The organism is Shinella sp. CPCC 101442 (assembly GCF_024704725.1).
Classification (GTDB): domain Bacteria; phylum Pseudomonadota; class Alphaproteobacteria; order Rhizobiales; family Rhizobiaceae; genus Shinella.
Genome location: NZ_JALIQS010000003.1, coordinates 473,360 through 492,324 on the forward strand (window position 1 = coordinate 473,360; position 18,965 = coordinate 492,324).

Here is an 18,965-nt window from a genome sequence, read left to right on the forward strand (position 1 = left end):
TTCCGAAAGACCCCACATGACGAGTTTCGACAGCCTCGCTCCGGCGATGGCAAAGGCGTTGGAAAAACGCGGCTATACCACTTTGACGCCGGTGCAGATCGCCGTCTCCGACCCCAAGATCGGTGATTCCGATGCGCTGGTTTCCGCGCAGACCGGCTCCGGCAAGACCGTCGCCTTCGGCCTCGCCGTCGCTCCGACGCTGCTGGAAGGCGAAGAGCGCTTCGACCGCGCCGCCAGCCCGCTTGCCCTCGTCATCGCCCCGACGCGCGAACTGGCCATGCAGGTCAAGCGCGAGCTGGAATGGCTCTACGAGATGACCGGCGCGATCATCGCCTCCTGCGTCGGCGGCATGGATGTCCGCAACGAGCGCCGTTCGCTCGAACGCGGCACGCATATCATCGTCGGCACGCCGGGCCGCCTGCGCGACCATATCACGCGTGGCAATCTCGATCTCTCGGCCATCCGCGCCGTCGTGCTCGACGAAGCCGACGAAATGCTGGACCTGGGCTTCCGCGAAGACCTCGAATTCATCCTCGAGGCCGCCCCGGAAGACCGCCGCACGCTGATGTTCTCGGCCACCGTGCCGAAGGAAATCGCAGCGCTGGCGAAGAATTACCAGCGCAATGCGATGCGCATCTCGACGGCCGCCGAGCGCGAACAGCATGTCGACATCGAATACCGCGCGTTGCTCTGCACTCCCTCGGACCGCGAAAACGCCATCATCAACACGCTGCGCTTCTATGATGCGCAGAACGCCATCGTGTTCTGCTCGACGCGCGCGGCGGTGAACCACCTGACGGCCCGCTTCAACAATCGCGGCTTCTCGGTCGTGGCTCTCTCCGGTGAACTCAGCCAGAACGAGCGCACCCACGCGCTCCAGGCCATGCGCGACGGCCGTGCCCGCGTCTGCATCGCGACCGACGTCGCCGCGCGCGGCATCGACCTGCCGAACCTCGAACTCGTGGTGCATGCGGACCTTCCGACCAACCCGGATACCCTGCTTCACCGTTCGGGCCGCACCGGCCGCGCCGGCCGCAAGGGCGTCAGCGCCCTCATCGTGCCGCTCAGCGCTCGCCGCAAGGCCGAGCGCCTGCTCCAGATCGCAAATCTCAAGGCCAATTGGGCAACCCCGCCGTCGGCCGAAGATATCCTGCGCCGGGACGACGAACGCCTGCTTGCCGACACGACGCTGACCGACGCGATCGGCGAAGACGAAGTCGAGACCATCGATGCGCTCGTCGGCAAGTTCGACGCCCGCCAGCTCGCCGCCGCCGTCGCGCGCTACTTCAAGGCCGGTCGTTCGGCACCCGAAGACCTGATCGAAGTCTCGCTCGAACAGCGCAAGCCGCGCGAGCGCAGCAACGATGCGATCCCTGCCGAAACCAAGCGCCCGCGCGACAGCTTCGCCCGCAGCACCTGGATTTCCGTCTCCGTCGGCCGCAAGCAGCGCGCCGAACCGCGCTGGCTGATTCCGATGCTCTGCCGCAACGGCAACATCACCAAGAACGAGATCGGCGCGATCAAGATGCAGCCGGAAGAGACCTTCATCGAGCTGTCCGCCGATGCCTCCGACGGTTTCATGGGTGCGCTCGGTCCCAACAGCATGCTGGAGCGCGGCATCCGCGTGACCGTGCTGGAAGGCATGCCGGACCTCACCCCGCAGTTCTATGAGCGGACGCCGGGCGAAAAGACCCAGCGCTACGACAAGCCGGTGCGCAACGAAGAGCGCCGCGCCGACTGGAAGCCGCGCGGCGAATTCGACAAGAAGCCCGGCTTTGCCAAGAAGAAGGACTTCGACAAGAAGCGCGAGTTCGACAAGCCCGAGGGTGCGGCGGCCAAGCCGGCGCACTGGAAGGACCGCGACGCGAGCGCCCAGAAGCCGGCAAAACCCTTCGGTGGCCCGAAGCCCTTCAAGGGCAAGCGCGACGAAAAGTTCGCCAAGCCGGAAGGCGGCCCGAAGAAGCCGAAGCCCAAGAAGTTCGACCGCCCCTAAGCGGTTGGCGGCGCGGAACTTTTTGCTCCGCGCCGCATTTCCCCCGCGCTGAAGCGAGGGGACACTGCGATGGCAGATGCGGCCACATCCGCTAACGACACAAAAGACGAATTCAACCGCTTCGTGACCGGTCTCGGCCGTGGTGTCGCCGGCGCTCTTTTCCTGGCGCTGCCGATGCTGATGACCATGGAAATGTGGTATCTCGGCTTCACCATCGCCCGAGAGCGGCTGTTGCTGCTGCTGCTTGTCAATATCCCCCTCCTCATCCTGCTCGCGCACCGTATCGGCTTCGAGGAGACGTTCACGTGGCGCGAGGCGAGCCGCGACGCGACCATCGCCTATGGTATCGGCATCGTGACGAGCCTTGTCGTGCTTACGGCGCTCGGCCTGCTGCGCGGCGACATGCCCGCAGGCGAGATCATCGCCAAGATCGCGCTGCAATCCGTACCCGCCAGCATCGGCGCCATGCTCGGCCGCAGCCAGCTCGGTCACGAAGAGACCGGTGACGACACGAAGGAAACGCCCTATCACGGCGAACTCCTGATGATGGCCGCCGGCGCCCTCTTCCTCTCACTCAACATCGCGCCCACCGACGAGATGATGGTGCTCGCCTACAAGATGTCGATCTGGCACGCCATCGCCGTCACCCTGCTCTCCATGGCGCTCATGCATGGCTTCGTCTATGCCGTCTCCTTCATCGGCGGACACGAGCTTGAGCCAGAAACGCCGTGGTGGCACGCTTTCGTGCGCTTCACCCTGCCCGGCTATGTCATTGCGCTGGCGATCAGCGTTTTCACGCTCTGGATCTTCGAACGGCTCGGCGACAGTTCCGCCGTCGAGATCATGCTCTCCGTCATCGTGCTCGGCTTTCCGGCTTCGCTCGGAGCGGCGGCAGCACGCCTGATCCTGTGAGGCCGCGATGACCAAATCCCAACAGGGCCGCCATCGCGAACGCCACGATCCGCACTGGATCGAATGGCTGACCGGCCTTTTCTCAGCCCTGCTGGTCGCCGCCATGCTTGGCTGGCTGACCTGGGAGGCCTTTACCCGCAAGATGACGCCACCCGATCTCGCCGTGACCGTTCTGACGACGGAAAAGACCTCGGCCGGCCACCGCATCACCTTCGATATCTACAACACAGCGACGACGACCGCCGCGGCCGTCACTGTCATCGGTCGGCTGACGGAGGGCGGCCGCGTAGTCGAGGAAAACGACGTGACCTTCGACTATGTCGCAGCCGAATCCAAATCGACGGGCGCCATTCTCTTCCAGAACGATCCGGCAGGCCGCACCGTCGACATCCACCCCGCCGGCTACACCGACCCTTAGGATACGCCATAAGCTGTGGAAGAGGCTCTGCGGTGCGGAACCAATACCATCGGAGCGAATTGAGCAGGGGTAAAGACCCGTGTCCGGTGACGGAAAGGACATGGCTGACCCTGAAGGGCGGAACCATGGAACTTCCACTGCTCATTCTGCTGACGACCCAGGTCCTTTTGCCCACGTTCTTCCTGCTGTGGCTCTGGCTGCCGCGCCCGGTTGACCGGATCACCTGGCTGATGCGCGTCGTCTACGGCGCCTGCTACTTCGCCTTCATCACCGTGGTCGGCCGCTGGGACTTTCTGAGCACCACGCTCGCGATAGTGCTGCCGCTCGTCTTCCTCGCCTCGGCGACCCTCGCCTATATGCGCGTGCGCCATCACCCGTGGAACCGCTCGGCATCCATCCTGCGCCCGCATGGTTTGACCGCGGCCATGGCCGTCTTCTTCCTGGCCCTCACCGCACGGGCGCTTTCAGGGTATGGCTATCAGGATAGCGCCGTCGACCTCGACTTCCCCTTCGCGTCGGGCAACTACTATATCGGCCAGGGCGGCAGCACGACGTCGATCAACTATCATCACACCGACAAGAGCCAGCGCTATGCGCTCGATATCGTGGCCCTCAACGGTTTTGGCGCCCGCGCCGCGAGTGTGATGCCCAAGAACCTCGTGGACTACGTCATTTATGATCGCGAGGTGAAGAGCCCCTGCACCGGCGTTGCCGTTTCGACCCATGACGGTATCGATGACAACCGGATTTCCGAGACGAACACCGGGGAACCGGCCGGCAACCACATCATCCTTGCCTGCGGCACGGCACGCGTCCTGCTTGCTCATCTCCGTAAGGGCTCGATCACGGTTCAGGGCGGCGAAATCGTCACCGCAGGCGAGACGCTCGGCCGTGTCGGCAATTCCGGCAATTCCTCCGAGCCGCATCTCCACATGCATGCCTATCTCGGCGGCACACTCGACTACAATGCCGGAGAGGGCCTCCCAATGACCTTCGACGGCCGTTTCCTGGTGCGCGGCTCGACCGTCACGCTCCCTTGATCAGCTCGAACCAGCCGTCTTCGTCGATCACCTCGACGTTGAATTCCTTGGCCTTGTCGAGCTTGGAGCCGGCGCCGGGGCCGGCCACGACGAGATCCGTCTTTTTCGAAACCGATCCCGCGACCTTCGCGCCCAGACGTTCGGCCATCGCCTTCGCCTCGTCGCGCGTCATCTTCTCGAGGGAACCGGTGAAGACCACCGTCTTGCCGACCACAGGGCTGGACGTTGCAACGACAGCCTCGGCCGCTTCCGGCGTCACCTCTTGCAACAGCCGGTCGATCACGTCGACATTGCGCGGTTCCTTGTAGAATTCCACCATCGCCCGCGCGACGACCTCGCCGATGCCGTCGATGCTGTTCAATTCATGCCAGGCCTCGCCCGAGAGCGAAACAGACCCCTTCATCGCCTCCTCGAAGGCGGCATAGGTGCCATAGGCGCGTGCCAGAAGCTTGGCATTGTTCTCGCCGACATGGCGGATGCCGAGCGCGTATATGAAGCGGTTGAGCGCGATCGAACGGCGGGCATCGATGGCGTCGTAGAGTTTTTTGACGCTGACCTTGCCGAAGCCGTCGATGTTTTCGAGCCTGGTCAGCGAACCCGCCTGCCGTTTTTCCAGCGTGAAGATATCGGGCGCCGTGCGGATCGCCAGCGATGGGTCCTCCGCCTCGAAGAAGAAGTCGATCTGCTTGGAGCCGAGACCTTCGATATCGAAGGCATTGCGCGAGACGAAATGCTTGAGATGCTCCACCGCCTGCGCGCGGCAGACGAAGCCGCCGGTGCAGCGCGTGACGGAATCGAGCCGCCCCGTCTTCTCATTGCGCTCGCGCACGGCATGACTGCCGCAGACCGGGCAGGTTTTGGGAAACTCGTAGCGCGGCGCATCGGCCGGGCGCTTCTCCATCACGACGTCAAGCACCTGCGGGATCACGTCGCCCGCGCGCTGCACGATGACCGTGTCGCCGATGCGGATGTCATGATCCTCGGCGCGGATACGCTCGCCGCTGTTGCCGATGCCTTCGATATAGTCCGCATTGTGCAGCGTCGCATTTGTCACGACCACGCCGCCGACCGTGACGGGCGTCAGCCGCGCGACCGGCGTCAAAGCGCCGGTCCGCCCGACCTGGATGTCGATCTTCTCCACCGTCGTGAAAGCCTGTTCGGCCGGGAACTTATGCGCCGTCGCCCAACGCGGGGAACGGGAACGAAAACCGAGGCGCTCCTGAAGCGCCAGCTCGTCCACCTTGTAGACGACGCCGTCGATATCATAATCGAGGTCCGGGCGGGCAAGACCGATCTCGCGGTAATGCGCGATGATGTCTTCGACGCGCGACAGCCGCTTGGTCATCGGATTGACGGGAAAGCCCCAGGATTTCAACACTTCGATCATGCCGAACTGGCTATCGGCCGGCATCCGGGACATCTCGCCCCAGGCATAGGCGAAGAAGCGCAGCTTGCGGCTCGCGGTCACGCTCGCATCGAGCTGGCGCAGCGATCCCGCCGCCGTGTTGCGCGGATTGACGTAGGTCTGCTTGCCCTCCGCCGCCATTTTCTCGTTGAGCGCCAGGAAGTCGCTCTTTGCCATGTAGACCTCGCCGCGCACCTCGACGACATCGGGCACGCCTGCTGGCAGGCGGTTCGGAATTTCGGCGATGGTCTGCACATTCGCGGTGACGTTCTCGCCCGTCGCGCCGTCGCCGCGCGTCGCGGCCGTCACGAGGCGCCCGTTCTCGTAGCGGATCGACATGGAAAGGCCGTCGATCTTCGGCTCGGCGGTAAAGGCGATGGAATCGTCCGGCAGGCGGCCGAGGAAGCGGTAGACGGAGGCGACGAAGTCGCGCACGTCCTCATCCGAGAACGTGTTGTCGAGCGACAGCATCGGGCGGGAATGGGCGATCGGGGCGAAGGTTGCGAGCGGCGCGGAACCGACCCGGCGCGACGGACTGTCATCGCGCATCAGCGCGGGAAAGCGCGCCTCGATCGCCTCGTTGCGCCGCTTCAGCGCGTCGTAGTCGGCGTCCGAAATTTCCGGTGCGTCCTGGCCATGATAAAGCTCGTCATTGCGGGCGATCTCCGCCGCCAGAAAGGCGAGCTCGGCCGCGGCTTCGTCTTCGGTCAGGTTTTCGACAGGGGTTTTCGCGTTCGCCATGACATGCTCCGGGATTCGCATCCGTTTTTAGAGAAAAGCTGACGAAAGGAAAGATGGGAGGCCGTCACGTCCCGCCGGAAAGCAGCCGCGCCGCGGCCGCCCGCGCCTCGTCTGTGACGGACGCACCGGCCAGCATACGGGCGATTTCTTCGGTCCGTGCGCCTTCGTCCATGCGGGCCACCCGGGTGGCGACGGTTTCGCTGCCTTCGACCGGCCCCTTGGAGATGAGAAGATGCGTTGCGGCCCGCGCCGCGACCTGCGGCGCGTGGGTGACCGACAGCACCTGCACCGTCGAGGACAGCCGCTTCAGCCGCTGGCCGATCGCATCGGCCACCGCACCGCCGACGCCGGTATCGATTTCGTCGAAGACGAGCGTCGGGGCCGAGCCACGATCGGCGAGCGCCACTTTCAGCGCCAGCAGGAAGCGCGAGAGCTCGCCGCCCGACGCGACCTTCATGATCGGGCCGGGACGCGTTCCAGGATTGGTCTGGACGTGGAACTCGACCGTGTCGATCCCCTCTTCCGCGCCGCCTTCCGGATCCGTGGTGATCTCGACGGTAAAGCGCGCGCGCTCCAGTTTTAGCGCCGGCAGTTCCGCCATCACGGCAGCGGCGAGCGCGTCGGCGGCGTGGTGGCGCTTTTGCGAGAGCGAGCGGGCGGAAATTTCAAAGGCAGCGCGTGCTTCAGTCAGCCGCGCCTGCAACTGCACCAGCCTTTCCTCGCCGGCATCGAGATCGGCAAGATCGGCGATCATCTTGGCAGCAAGCGCAGGAAGGCCTGTGACCGGCACGGAATATTTGCGAGCCGCGGCGCGCAGCGCAAAAAGACGCTCCTCCGTGCGCTCCAGTTCCTTGGGGTCGTATTCGGTCTTCCGCAGCGCCGTTTCCACGGCGGTCTGCGCATCGGAAAGCTGGTTCAACGCCAGATCGAGCAGCTCGACGGTCTCTTCCAGCAGGCCGGGCGCCTCATGGCTCTTGCGCTCCAACCGGCGCACGAGTGCGGCGATCAACGGTACGGGCGAGGCATTGCCGTTCAGGAATTCGCTCGCCTCGTTGATATCACCGGCAATGCGCTCCGCCTTCATCATGCGGGCACGCACCTCGGCCAGCGCATCCTCCTCGCCGTCCTGTGGCGAAAGGATTTCCAGTTCCTCGACGGAGGAGCGCAGATAATCGGCCTCGCGGGCGGCCGCTTCCACCTTCTCGCGGTGGCGGCGCAGCGTGCGCTCGGCTTCCTTCCAATGGTGGTACAACGTGCCGACATCGGTCGCCGCCTCGCTCAGGCCACCGAACGCATCGAGCAACAGGCGGTGCGCATCCGTATCGACGAGCGCGCGATCATCGTGCTGGCCGTGGATCTCGACGAGAAGCTGGCCTGCCTGGCGCATGAGCTGCACGGACACCGGCTGGTCGTTGACATAGGCCTTGGTACGGCCATCGGCCGATTGCTGGCGGCGGAAGATGAGGTCGCCGTCGTCATCGATGCCGTTGTCGCGCAGGAGCGAGCGGGCTGAATGCTGCATCGGCACATCGAAAACGGCCGTCACCTGCCCTCGGTCCGTGCCATGACGCACAAGCGAGCCATCGCCGCGCCCGCCGAGCGCCAGCGAAAGACTGTCGAGGAGGATGGATTTTCCGGCGCCCGTCTCGCCCGTCAGCACGGAGAGACCCGGCTCGAACGCAAGGTCGAGCCGTTCGATCAGAACGATATCGCGGATCGATAGCTGCGCCAGCATGGCACGTTTATCTCTTCAGTTTGTTCGCAATTCCGAACGCAAAACCGCTGCACATAGTTGCTGGCATTGCTCTATCAGGCACCGATCAGCTTCTTGCCGGCGCGCGAGATCCAGGAACCGTCGTTTTCACGCGGCTCCAGGCCCTTCGACTGCAGCAGCTTGTAGCTATCGGCATACCACTGGCTGTCCGGATAGTTATGGCCGAGAACGGCGGCCGCCGTCTGCGCCTCGCTGGCAAGGCCCATCGCGTAGTAAGTCTCTACGAGACGCGCCAGCGCTTCCTCGATCTGGTTGGTCATTGGATAGGTTTCCACGACCACGCGGAAGCGGCTGACCGCCGCGATGAATTCCTTGCGCTCGAGATAATAGCGGCCGATCTGCATTTCCTTGCCGGCGAGCTGGTCTCGGGCAAAGCGCATCTTGGCCTGCGCATCCTCGACATATTCGGAGTCCGGATAGTTGTCGATGACGGCCTTCATCGCTTCGAGCGTCTGCTGCGAGGTGCGCTGGTCCTGCGTCACGCTCGGGATCTGCTTCCAGTAGGCAAGGCCGATGATGTACTGCGCGTAAGCGGCGTCCGAAGATTCCGGATAGAGGTTCAGGTAGCGCTTGCCGGCCGTGACCGCCTCTTCGTACTGCCCCTGACGGTAGCTCGTGAACGCGCTCATCACGAGCGCCTTGCGGGCCTGGTCGGAAAAGGGATTCTGCCGGTCGACGGCCGCGAACTTGCGGTTCGCCTCGCCCACCTTGCCGGCGCTGAGGTTTGCCAGGCCCTGGTTGTAGAGGGTGTCGGCGGATTCGGTCTCGCCGGAGAGTTTCGAAATATCGATGTCGGGATCAGACTGGCAGGCAGAAAGACCAATCGAAGACGCCGTAGCGACAAGCGTAAGATAGACAATGCGCGCCGTCTTCTTCACACCAACAGACCCTGCAACAACCATGTGATAATCCCAGTTCAACGGCGCCCCATGCGGACGGGCCGCATATGCGCCCCGCGTTGTATCTCCAAACACGTGAAGATCGCAACGCCATGCCCGCGCATTAACGCATTTTTATGGCATTCGTGTCGGGAAAGAAAAAGGAAGACGTCCCGGTCTCAGAGAGACCAGGGCGCGAATTCCGGCGCATTGACGGCGATCAGCTCACGCTGGCCGGCGCGCGAACGCGGTGCGGCAGCTTCGACAACCTCATAGGCCGAGCGGTCGCTGAGCAGTGCCTTGAGGGCATGGGCATTCATCTTGTGGCCGCCGCGGTAGGAGCGGTAGCACCCGATGAACTGCGCGCCGGCAAGCGCGAGGTCGCCAACGGCATCGAGCGTCTTGTGGCGCACGAACTCGTCCTTGGCGTAACGCAGGCCCTCGACATTGATCACGGTGTTGTCATCGGAGATGACGACCGAGTTTTCCAGCGACGAGCCGAGCGCAAGGCCGGCAGCCCAGAGCCGTTCGACATCGCGCATGAAGCCGAAGGTGCGGGCGCGCGACAGTTCGCTGCGGAAGGTGGCGGGCGAAAGATCGCCCTTCCAGGACTGGCGGCCGATCAGCGGGCAGTCGAAGTCGATCTCGACCTCGAATCGCGTGCCGTCATAGGGCGAGAACTCGGCCCAGGAAGCGCCCGCCTCGACGCGGACCGGCTTGATGATTCGGATGTAGCGACGCTTCACGGAAAGCGGGATCAGGCCAACCTCGTCGATCGCATCGATGAAGGGCGCGGAGCTTCCGTCCATGATCGGCATTTCGGCGCCGCCGACTTCGATCAGCGTGTTGTCGAGGCCAAGCGCATAGAGCGCGGCCATGACATGCTCGACGGTCGCAACCGACGTTGCCGGCGAGAAGCCGAGAACCGTGCAGAGATCGGTGCTGCCAACCTGTGAGGAGACCGCACGGTATTCGCTGACGGTGCCATCGGCGAACTGGCGCTGGAAGACGATGCCGCTGTCGGCTTCGGCCGGATTGAAGGTGATCGAGACCGGCACGCCGGAATGCACGCCCGTGCCGGAAATCGTCACAGGGTTCGCAATCGTCGTCTGGAAACCGAGCATACCGATCGTCATGTGCATTCGCCTTGTCTTATTGCCGGCTCATTCTTCGCCGACACTTTCAATTCTTGGTCCAAGGGGAGCCCGTGGCCGGACGCTGCGCGCCCGCCGACAAGTTCGCCTGATCGTCTGGAGTGTTTGATGCGCTCCGGCTGGTGCCGGCGATCCGAATCCTGACTGGCCCCTGTGCCCACAGTGAATCTAGTAGGTCCCTCAGCGTCTTACAAATCACTGTTTCTTTCGTTTTGTTACGTTGTCATTCAGCGTGCAAATCATTGAAACAACAGCGAAAACAAAAATGCCCGGATCGAGATCCGGGCATTTTGTTGCAAAGCCGTGTCTGGCCTCAGTTCGACTGGCGGCGCAGGAAGGCCGGAATTTCCAGCTGGTCTTCCTCGTTGAGCGAACGCGGCTGCGGGTTGGCGCGGCCGTGATCGTCGAGCTGGCCACGACGCGGAGCGTAGAGGCTGGCTTCGGGCGAGAGCGCACGGCGCTGCTGCTGGGCGACCGGCTCCTGCTGGGCAACCTGCTGCGGCTCTTCATGACGGCCGAGCGACGAGGTCAGGCGCTTGAGGAGACCCATCGGGCCACGCTCTTCGGTGTGGGTCGCGACCGGCTGCTGGGCCGAACGGTGGTCCATTTCCGCCTGCACGACGGGCGGGAAGTCCTCGATCTTCGGCATACGCATGGCCTGCGGCTCCTGACGGATGATCGGAGCAGACGGCTCGACGCGCTGCTGCATCACCGGAGCCTGCTGGACCGGCTGCTGAACCGGAACGGTGCGCTGGACGACCGGCGCTTCAGCAGGCGCTGCGAACAGGCGGTTCTGCAGGCGCGGCTCTTCCTGGACCTGGGCGACCGGCTGGACCGGCGCCGGGCGCATTGCCGGGATGGCCAGCTCGCGCTCGAGGCTTTCTTCCGAGGCGCGGATGGCTTCGGCGATCGGATCGACGACCGGCTGCTGGAAAACCGGCTGCTGCAGCACGGGCTGCGGCTGGGCGACCGGCTGGGGCTGCGGGGCGACGGCGACCGGCTGGACCGGAACGGCGGCGGACGGACGAACTACCGGCTTGCTGAGGCTGCGAAAGTCAGCATTCCGTGCAGCCACCTCCGAGGCCGCGCGATCGATACCGGTTGCAACAACGGAGACGCGGATCAGGCCTTCGAGCTCTTCATCGAAGGTAGCACCGAGAATGATGTTTGCGTCCGGATCGACTTCCTCGCGGATACGGGTTGCCGCTTCGTCGACTTCGAAGAGGGTAAGGTCACGACCGCCGGTGATGGAGATCAGCAGGCCCTGCGCGCCCTTCATCGAGGTTTCGTCGAGCAGCGGGTTGGCGATGGCGGCTTCTGCGGCAGCCATTGCACGGCCTTCGCCCGAAGCTTCGCCCGTGCCCATCATGGCGCGACCCATCTCGCGCATCACCGAGCGAACGTCGGCGAAGTCGAGGTTGATGAGGCCTTCCTTGACCATCAGGTCGGTGATGCAGGCAACACCCGAATAGAGCACCTGGTCGGCCATCGCGAAGGCGTCGGCGAAGGTGGTCTTGTCGTTGGCGATGCGGAACAGGTTCTGGTTCGGGATGACGATCAGCGTGTCGACCGACTTCTGCAGCTCCAGGATGCCTTCTTCAGCAAGCCGCATGCGGCGGCCGCCTTCGAAGTGGAACGGCTTGGTGACGACGCCGACAGTCAGGATGCCCTTGTTGCGGGCTGCCTGCGCGACGACCGGAGCGGCACCCGTACCCGTGCCGCCGCCCATGCCGGCGGTGACGAAGCACATATGCGTGCCGTTCAGGTGATCGATGATCTCGTCGATGCACTCTTCAGCGGCTGCACGCCCGACTTCCGGCTGCGAGCCGGCGCCAAGACCTTCGGTGACCGCGACACCCATCTGGATGATGCGCGACGACTTGGTCATGGAAAGCGCCTGGGCATCGGTGTTGGCGACGACGAAATCAACGCCTTCGAGGCCAGCGGTGATCATGTTGTTGACAGCATTGCCGCCGCCGCCACCGACACCGAAGACGGTGATGCGGGGCTTCAGCTCAGTGATGTCCGGCTTATGCAGCTTGATAGTCATTCCAGTGTTCCTTTCGTTTCCGGCCGCTTCGCCCAGCCGGTCTATTCCTAAAACTCAGTTGTCGGTCTTTCCCGGCGGCGGACCGCCGGAAAACCCGTCAGAAACTTTCCTTCAGCCACTGGCCCATGCGGGCTATGCGGCCACTGCCCCCCGTCAGCTGCGAGAGCATGCCGCCCTGCACAGCGTGTTCTTCCAGTTCCGCGACCTGCGGATAGATCATCAGCCCGACGGCCGTCGAAAAGGCCGGACCCTTGGCCGCTGTCGGCAGACCTGACACGCCGAGCGGGCGGCCGATACGCACGTTGCGGGCGAGGATGCGGCGGGCCGATTCCGGCAGGCCCGTCAGCTGGCTGGCGCCACCCGTCAGAACGATGCGTTTGCCAACGATCGGCGAAAAGCCGGAGCGCTGGATGCGGTCGCGAATGAGTTCGAGCGTCTCTTCGATACGAGCCCGGACGATGCGCGAGATGAGCGCGCGCGGCACGTGGGTCGGCTGGTCACGGTCGTCCTCGCCGATTGGCGGGACGGTGAGGATGTCGCGATCGTCGCCGGCATTCGCCAGCGCCGAACCATGCACGACCTTCAGCCGTTCGGCGTCCTCGATACGGGTCGAGAGACCGCGCGCAAGGTCGGTGGTGACGTGGTGCCCACCGAGCGACACGGCGTCGGAATGCACCAGCTTGCCTTCGGCGAAGACCGAGATCGTCGTCGTGCCGCCACCCATGTCGATGCAGGCGCAGCCGAGTTCGACTTCATCGTCGACCAACGCCGAAAGGCCGCTGGCGTAAGGCGTCGCAACCATGCCCTCGACGGAAAGATGGGCGCGGTTGATGCAAAGTTCGAGGTTCTTGAGCGACGAACGCTCCGCCGTCAGCACATGCATGTCGACGCCGAGAACATCGCCGAACATGGAGAGCGGATCGCGGATGCCGCGTTCGCCATCCAGCGAGAAGCCTGTTGGCAGCGAGTGGAGGATAGCCCGGTCCGGGCGCAGCGACTGCTGGCCGGCGACGGCAAGCACCTTGCGCAGGTCGTTGGCATCGACTTCCTGACCGCCGAGATCGATGGTCGCGGTGTAGATGTCGCTCTGCAGGCGGCCTGCCGAGACGTTGACGATCAGGCTCTCGATGGTGAGACCGGCCATGCGCTCGGCCGCATCGACGGCGAGACGCACGACGCTCTCGGCGGCATCGAGATCGGCGATGACGCCGTTCTTCACGCCGCGGGATTTCTGGTGGCCGATGCCGATGATCTCGACATTGTGCGTGCGACCCGGAAGGATCTCGCTCTCGGCACGCGGCGTCAGCCGGCCGATCATGCAGACGACCTTGGTGGAACCGATATCGAGGACCGAAACGACGTGAGCCCGCTTGGAAGACAGCGGCTTCAAGCGCGGCAGGCCGAAATGGGACGAACCGAAAATGCTCATGTGCGCTTCGCTGCCTTCTTCAGGTCCTTGGCCCTCTGCTCGACCGCCTTGTTGCGGCGTTCGAGCGCTCCTTCCGTCAATTGAACCGTCGTGCGGTCTTCGAGACGCAGATCGACGGCTGCGATATCGCGCTCCAGAAGCTGCTCGCTCGCATCGAGCGAGGCCAGCATGTCCATGGCCCGCGGCACGTTGTGCTCCGGCAGCTTGACGACGATGCCGTTGTCGAGGCGCAGATCCCAGCGGCGGCCGGCGACCCGGATATAGGCCTTTACCCGCGACTTGAGTTCCGGCCAGCTGTCGAACTCATCGGCAAAGCTTGCCGCGGCGGTTTCAGCGTCGCGGCCGACAAAGAGCGGCAGCGAGGAGAACTTGTTGTCGCGCAGCGGCGCGATCACGCTGCCGTTCTTCTCGATCAGCGAGAGGTCCGTGCCATGCTGCCAGATCGCGAAAGCTTCGCGCTCATTGAGCGCGATCTCGATCGTACCCGGATAGACCTTGCGCACCGAAGCATCCTCGACCCAGGGCAGCTCCGTCAGCTTCTGGCGGGCTTCCTTGACGTCGAGGGCGACGAGCGAGGTCGTGCCATCGAGACCGAGGCGCTCGAGAATGTCGATTTCCGAGGTTTCCCGGTTGCCCGAGACCTTCACGTCCTCGATGGCGAAGCCGATCGCGGTCGTCGACGCCTGGGCGACATCCTGCGAATGACCGCCGAGCGACATGCCGTAGAGGCCCGTCGCACCGAGGAAGAGAGCCGCGGCGGCGCTGCCGCTGTGGCGCGGGATATAGATACGGCCAGCCGCGAGGCTGACGAGGAAGCGGACGATCCGGCGCAGCGGACGCGGCAGCACGCGACCGGCCTCCGTCTCGGGCAGACCGACGGGACGAACCCTGCTCTTCTTGACGCTCAACGCAAACACGACGCGTCCTCCACCATCCACTTCAAGAATTCACCAAATGAATGGCCGGCATGGTCGGCCATTTCGGGCACCAGGGAGGTAGGGGTCATGCCCGGCTGAGTGTTTATTTCCAGCCAGATCAGCTCGCCATTCTCGGAGAAACGGTCGTCGTAACGGAAGTCGGAACGGCTGACGCCACGGCACCCGATCGCTTGATGCGCCTTGAGTGCGAGTGTTTGTACTTTTTGGTAAATATTTGGTGAAATCTGCGCCGGGATGACGTGTTTCGAACCACCTTTTACATATTTGGAATCATAGTCGTAGAAGGCGTGGCCCTGCGGCACCACTTCCGTGACGCCAAGCGCCACATCGCCCATCACGCCGCATGTCAGTTCGCGGCCATAGACGTAACGCTCGACCATGACGCTGTCGCCATAGCGCCATTCCGACGAGGTGATGATCTGCGGCGGATGCGACTGGTCTTCCTTGACCATGACGACGCCGAAGGAAGACCCCTCGCGCACCGGCTTCACCACATAGGGCGGCGCCATCGGGTGGGAAGAGGTGAAATCGAAACGGTTCATCAGGCGCTGCTCGGCGATCGGAATGCCGGCGGCCTTGGCGATGATCTTCGCCTGCGCCTTGTCCATGGCGAGTGCAGAAGCGAGTACGCCGGAATGGGTGTAGGGGATTTCGAGATATTCGAGGATGCCCTGGATGGTGCCATCCTCGCCGAAGGGGCCATGCAGCGCATTGAAGGCCACATCGGGCTTCAGTTCGGCAAGCACGCTGGCGACATCATGACCGACGTCGACGCGGGTGACCTTGTAGCCGACGGCCTCGAGCGCATCCGCGCAGGCGTTGCCCGACGAAAGGCTCACCGGCCGTTCCGACGAAAAACCACCCATCAACATCGCGACGTGCCTGACGCTCATGAAACCCTCGACTGAATACCGCACACTGCCCCTCGTCGCTTGTGCGGACCTGATTTTTGCTCCGGATCCGACTCGGCGAGCGAGATGGGACCACTAGAGCGGCATTAAGGTTAATGAAGCGTTTACTTTCGTTAACCTGACGCATCGCGGGACGAATTTTCCCGCTCCGAATCAAGTCACGCTTCGATTCCTCTTCTGGAATCAGAGAGTTGAAGCCGACGCAAGAAAAACCAAAAAATTAGAAGATGCTGAGCAAGCAGTCCGATACGCCCGAAACGACAGGATGCGTTCGTAAACGCGGGGGAACCGGCAAAGACCGAAAAGTACGATTTGTTGCCCGCCCGCGATCTTTTATTGTTTCATCGACCGCTCGGTTGGCGTAATAGACCCCCGCTGCCTCCCAAGACGGCAAACAAGAAACACCAAAAAGGCACCCACGATGAGTGAGACACTCGCTTCCGGGTCGCCGACCGCAACGCATTCCAACCGCGCTGGATTGAACTCTCCCGCGCGTGTTCTTTTTGCAAGCCTGGTCGGAACGACCATCGAATTCTTCGATTTCTATGTTTACGCCACCGCCGCTGTGCTGGTCTTCCCGACGCTGTTCTTCCCCAACAGCGATCCGACGACCGCGCTGCTCGCATCCTTCGCGACCTTCTCGATCGCCTTTTTCGCCCGCCCGCTCGGCGCCATCGTCTTCGGACATTACGGCGACCGCATCGGCCGCAAGACGACGCTGGTCGCAGCGCTTTTGACCATGGGCGTCTCGACCGTGATCATCGGCCTCCTGCCGTCCTACGAAACGATCGGCGTGCTTGCACCGCTGCTCCTGGCGCTGTGCCGATTCGGCCAGGGCTTCGGCCTCGGCGGCGAGTGGGGCGGCGCTGTGCTGCTGGCCACGGAAAACGCCCCTCCCGGCAAACGCAGCTGGTACGGCATGTTCCCGCAGCTCGGCGCGCCTGTCGGCCTCTTCCTCTCCTCCGGCATCTTCTGGCTGCTGCTGCATGTCATGTCGCAGGAATCGCTGCTCGCCTGGGGCTGGCGCATTCCCTTCGTCGCCTCGATCGTGCTGATCGCCGTCGGCCTGTGGGTCCGCCTGTCGATCACCGAGACACCGGCCTTCCAGAAGGCCATCGAGAAGCAGGAACGCGTGGACGTGCCGGTCGTGGAACTCTTCCGCAACCACAAGCGCAGCCTCGTGCTCGGCACCTTCGTTGCGCTCGCCACTTTCGTGCTGTTCTACATCGGCTCGGCCTACCTGCTCTCCTACAACGTCAAGGTCCTGAAGATCCCGTTCGTAGAGGCGCTGGAGATCCAGCTGCTCGGCGCGGTGCTCTTCGGCATCTTCATTCCGATCGCCGGCAAGCTCGCGGAACGGTTCGGCCGCCGCGAAGTGCTGATCATCACGACCGTGCTGATCGGTGTCTTCTCCTTCTTCCTGCCCGGCCTGATGACGGGCGGCGAGGCGTCGATCTTCGTCTTCGTGATCTTGGCGATGGCGCTGATGGGCATGACCTACGGCCTGATCGGCACGGCGCTGGCCGCGCCCTTCCCCACGACGGTGCGCTATACCGGTTCGTCGATCACCTTCAACTTCGCCGGCATCTTCGGCGCCTCGCTCGCGCCCTATATCGCGACCTGGCTGCAGGCGAACTACGGCATGACCTATGTCGGGTACTATCTCGGCATCGCGGCCGTCATCACCCTCGCCTGCATCCTGCTGTCCGGCAAGGACGAGGTCTGAACCCTTTCAAAGGGCTTCGAATCAAAAACCCGCCGCATCACCGCGGCGGGTTTCTTTTTGCCTGCGATCCAATCAATCGTCTTCGCCGACGATCTTCCAGATCACAGCGCCGATGACGGCGCCGACGATCGGGGCGACCCAGAACAGCCAGAGCTGCGAGAGGGCTGCCGTCTCGGCAAACAGCGCCACGCCCGTCGAGCGAGCCGGGTTCACCGAGGTGTTGGTGACCGGGATCGAGACGAGGTGGATCAGCGTCAGGCCAAGGCCGATGGCAATCGGCGCGAAGCCTGCCGGCGCGCGACCATGCGTGGAGCCGAGGATGATGATGAGGAAGAACGCCGTCAGCACCACTTCGGCCACCAGCGCCGCCGTCAGCGAATAGCCGCCGGGCGACAGTTCACCATAACCGTTGGAGGCAAAGCCGCCCGCCGCAAAGCCGGCCTTGCCGGATGCGATGAGATAGAGCACCGCGGCGGCCGCCACCGCACCCACGACCTGCGCCACGATATAGGGCACGAGGCTGGAAGCCGGGAACTTGCCGGCAACCGTCAGGCCGACGGAAACCGCCGGATTGAAGTGGCCGCCGGAAATGCCGCCGACCGTATAGGCCATGGTGAGGACCGTCAGGCCGAAGGCGAAGGAGACGCCGAGCAAGCCGATACCGACCTCCGGAAAAGCGGCGGCCAGCACGGCGCTGCCGCAACCGCCAAAGACGAGCCAGAACGTACCGAGAAATTCGGCAGAAAGCTTTTTGAACATGAATGCCCCCTGGTCAAAACCCTGCTGGAGCAGGGTTGAATCGCGCAACCGTCACGCGATCACCCCTAGCATTCGCTAAACCCGCATGAATGGAAACTGAAGAGAGGCCGGAAATCATGCGCTTTATCGCAAAACCCACAATTTCCTGGATCAATCGCCCTCGCCGATCATCGTCCAGGCCAGCGCTCCGATGACTGCGCCGAGCATCGGGGCAAGCCAGAACAACCAGAGCTGGGACAGAGCGTTCGTCTCGGCGAAGAACACGACGCCCGTCGAGCGGGCCGGATTCAGCGACGTGTTGCTGACCGGGATCGACACGAGATTGATGACCGTGAGGCTAAGGCCGATGACGGCTGGCGCAAAATCCGCCGCCCCACGGCGGTGAGTCGATCCGAGAATGATGAAAAGGAACAGCGCCATCAGCACCACTTCGGTGACGAAGACAGCCGCCAGCGAATAGCCGCCCGGCGAAAGATCGCCATAGCCGTTGGCGGCGAAGCCACCCGCCTCGAAACCCGCCTTGCCCGACGCGACGAGATAGATCGTCGCCCCCGCCGCCGTCGCGCCCGCAACCTGCGCCGCGACATAGGGCAGGATGCCGGCAGCCGGAAACTTCCCGGCAACACAAAGCCCGACGGAGACCGCCGGGTTCATATGCCCGCCCGAGACGCCGCCAATCGTATAAATCATGGCCATCAGCGCCATGCCGGCGGCAAGGGAAACGCCGACGAGGCCAATGCCGATCTCCGGAAAAGACGCCGCCAGAATACCGCTGCCGCAACCGCAAAAGACGAGCCAGAACGTGCCGATGAATTCGGCGGTCAGTTTTTTGAACAA

At 63.6% G+C, this 18,965-nt stretch carries 15 protein-coding genes; 5 read left to right on the forward strand and 10 right to left on the reverse strand.

The window, feature by feature from the left end; all coding sequences use genetic code 11:
• Positions 1–16 precede the first annotated feature (16 nt).
• From MUO32_RS12890 to MUO32_RS12905, 4 genes are all read left to right on the forward strand, one after another.
• Positions 17–1,993 carry a DEAD/DEAH box helicase gene (locus tag MUO32_RS12890; RefSeq protein WP_257948702.1) on the forward strand — a complete coding sequence of 659 codons (1,977 nt, stop codon included), beginning with the start codon at positions 17–19 and terminating at the stop codon, positions 1,991–1,993.
• A 69-nt stretch (positions 1,994–2,062) separates the two neighbouring features.
• Positions 2,063–2,905, forward strand: a complete 843-nt coding sequence (locus tag MUO32_RS12895; protein ID WP_257948703.1) for a TIGR02587 family membrane protein — start codon at positions 2,063–2,065, stop codon at positions 2,903–2,905.
• Between the two features lie 7 nt (positions 2,906–2,912).
• Entirely contained in the window at positions 2,913–3,323 is a 411-nt protein-coding gene (locus MUO32_RS12900; protein WP_257948704.1) for a TIGR02588 family protein, read from the forward strand.
• 125 nt (positions 3,324–3,448) lie between these two features.
• A complete protein-coding gene (locus MUO32_RS12905; RefSeq protein WP_257948705.1) occupies positions 3,449–4,363 on the forward strand; it encodes a M23 family metallopeptidase in 915 nt (304 codons plus the stop codon).
• On the opposite strand, the gene ligA is transcribed toward MUO32_RS12905, so the two are convergent.
• The 8 genes from ligA to MUO32_RS12945 all read right to left on the reverse strand — a co-directional run bounded on the left by ligA (position 4,350) and on the right by MUO32_RS12945 (position 15,625).
• Entirely contained in the window at positions 4,350–6,509 is a 2,160-nt protein-coding gene (gene ligA / locus MUO32_RS12910; RefSeq protein ID WP_257948706.1) for an NAD-dependent DNA ligase LigA, read from the reverse strand. The genes MUO32_RS12905 and ligA overlap by 14 nt on opposite strands.
• Positions 6,510–6,573: 64 nt before the next feature.
• Positions 6,574–8,244 carry a DNA repair protein RecN gene (gene recN / locus MUO32_RS12915; protein ID WP_257948707.1) on the reverse strand — a complete coding sequence of 557 codons (1,671 nt, stop codon included), beginning with the start codon at positions 8,242–8,244 and terminating at the stop codon, positions 6,574–6,576.
• 74 nt (positions 8,245–8,318) lie between these two features.
• Positions 8,319–9,185, reverse strand: coding sequence for an outer membrane protein assembly factor BamD (locus MUO32_RS12920; protein ID WP_257948708.1), 867 nt, complete (start codon positions 9,183–9,185; stop codon positions 8,319–8,321).
• A gap of 155 nt (positions 9,186–9,340) precedes the next feature.
• The gene (lpxC, locus tag MUO32_RS12925) at positions 9,341–10,297 is read right to left on the reverse strand and encodes a UDP-3-O-acyl-N-acetylglucosamine deacetylase (RefSeq protein WP_257948709.1); all 957 of its coding nucleotides are present in this window, start codon (positions 10,295–10,297) and stop codon (positions 9,341–9,343) included.
• 331 nt (positions 10,298–10,628) lie between these two features.
• Positions 10,629–12,365, reverse strand: a complete 1,737-nt coding sequence (gene ftsZ, locus MUO32_RS12930; RefSeq protein ID WP_257948710.1) for a cell division protein FtsZ — start codon at positions 12,363–12,365, stop codon at positions 10,629–10,631.
• Positions 12,366–12,462: 97 nt separating this feature from the next.
• Positions 12,463–13,794, reverse strand: coding sequence for a cell division protein FtsA (gene ftsA / locus MUO32_RS12935; protein ID WP_257948711.1), 1,332 nt, complete (start codon positions 13,792–13,794; stop codon positions 12,463–12,465).
• Entirely contained in the window at positions 13,791–14,711 is a 921-nt protein-coding gene (locus MUO32_RS12940; protein WP_257948712.1) for a cell division protein FtsQ/DivIB, read from the reverse strand. The genes ftsA and MUO32_RS12940 overlap by 4 nt, the downstream gene beginning before the upstream one ends.
• Complete coding sequence (locus MUO32_RS12945) at positions 14,699–15,625, reverse strand: D-alanine--D-alanine ligase (protein WP_257948713.1); 927 nt, start codon at positions 15,623–15,625, stop codon at positions 14,699–14,701. The genes MUO32_RS12940 and MUO32_RS12945 overlap by 13 nt, the downstream gene beginning before the upstream one ends.
• Positions 15,626–16,064: 439 nt before the next feature.
• On the opposite strand from MUO32_RS12945, the gene MUO32_RS12950 reads away from it, so the two are divergent.
• Positions 16,065–17,369 (forward strand): MFS transporter, encoded by a 1,305-nt coding sequence (locus MUO32_RS12950; protein WP_257948714.1) that lies wholly within the window; start codon positions 16,065–16,067, stop codon positions 17,367–17,369.
• A 72-nt stretch (positions 17,370–17,441) separates the two neighbouring features.
• Here the strand turns inward: MUO32_RS12950 and aqpZ (MUO32_RS12955) are convergent, their stop codons facing one another.
• Both aqpZ (MUO32_RS12955) and aqpZ (MUO32_RS12960) read right to left on the reverse strand, forming a co-directional pair.
• The gene (gene aqpZ / locus MUO32_RS12955; RefSeq protein ID WP_257948715.1) at positions 17,442–18,128 is read right to left on the reverse strand and encodes an aquaporin Z; all 687 of its coding nucleotides are present in this window, start codon (positions 18,126–18,128) and stop codon (positions 17,442–17,444) included.
• A 150-nt stretch (positions 18,129–18,278) separates the two neighbouring features.
• Entirely contained in the window at positions 18,279–18,965 is a 687-nt protein-coding gene (aqpZ, locus tag MUO32_RS12960) for an aquaporin Z (protein WP_257948716.1), read from the reverse strand.

Coding starts and splice junctions, on each gene's coding strand:
- MUO32_RS12890 (WP_257948702.1), top strand. CDS start 17: ATGACGAGTTTCGACAGCCTCGCTCCGGCGATGGCAAAGGCGTTGGAA.
- MUO32_RS12895 (WP_257948703.1), top strand. CDS start 2,063: ATGGCAGATGCGGCCACATCCGCTAACGACACAAAAGACGAATTCAAC.
- MUO32_RS12900 (WP_257948704.1), top strand. CDS start 2,913: ATGACCAAATCCCAACAGGGCCGCCATCGCGAACGCCACGATCCGCAC.
- MUO32_RS12905 (WP_257948705.1), top strand. CDS start 3,449: ATGGAACTTCCACTGCTCATTCTGCTGACGACCCAGGTCCTTTTGCCC.
- ligA (WP_257948706.1), bottom strand. CDS start 6,509: ATGGCGAACGCGAAAACCCCTGTCGAAAACCTGACCGAAGACGAAGCC.
- recN (WP_257948707.1), bottom strand. CDS start 8,244: ATGCTGGCGCAGCTATCGATCCGCGATATCGTTCTGATCGAACGGCTC.
- MUO32_RS12920 (WP_257948708.1), bottom strand. CDS start 9,185: ATGGTTGTTGCAGGGTCTGTTGGTGTGAAGAAGACGGCGCGCATTGTC.
- lpxC (WP_257948709.1), bottom strand. CDS start 10,297: ATGACGATCGGTATGCTCGGTTTCCAGACGACGATTGCGAACCCTGTG.
- ftsZ (WP_257948710.1), bottom strand. CDS start 12,365: ATGACTATCAAGCTGCATAAGCCGGACATCACTGAGCTGAAGCCCCGC.
- ftsA (WP_257948711.1), bottom strand. CDS start 13,794: ATGAGCATTTTCGGTTCGTCCCATTTCGGCCTGCCGCGCTTGAAGCCG.
- MUO32_RS12945 (WP_257948713.1), bottom strand. CDS start 15,625: ATGAGCGTCAGGCACGTCGCGATGTTGATGGGTGGTTTTTCGTCGGAA.
- MUO32_RS12950 (WP_257948714.1), top strand. CDS start 16,065: ATGAGTGAGACACTCGCTTCCGGGTCGCCGACCGCAACGCATTCCAAC.
- aqpZ (WP_257948715.1), bottom strand. CDS start 18,128: ATGTTCAAAAAGCTTTCTGCCGAATTTCTCGGTACGTTCTGGCTCGTC.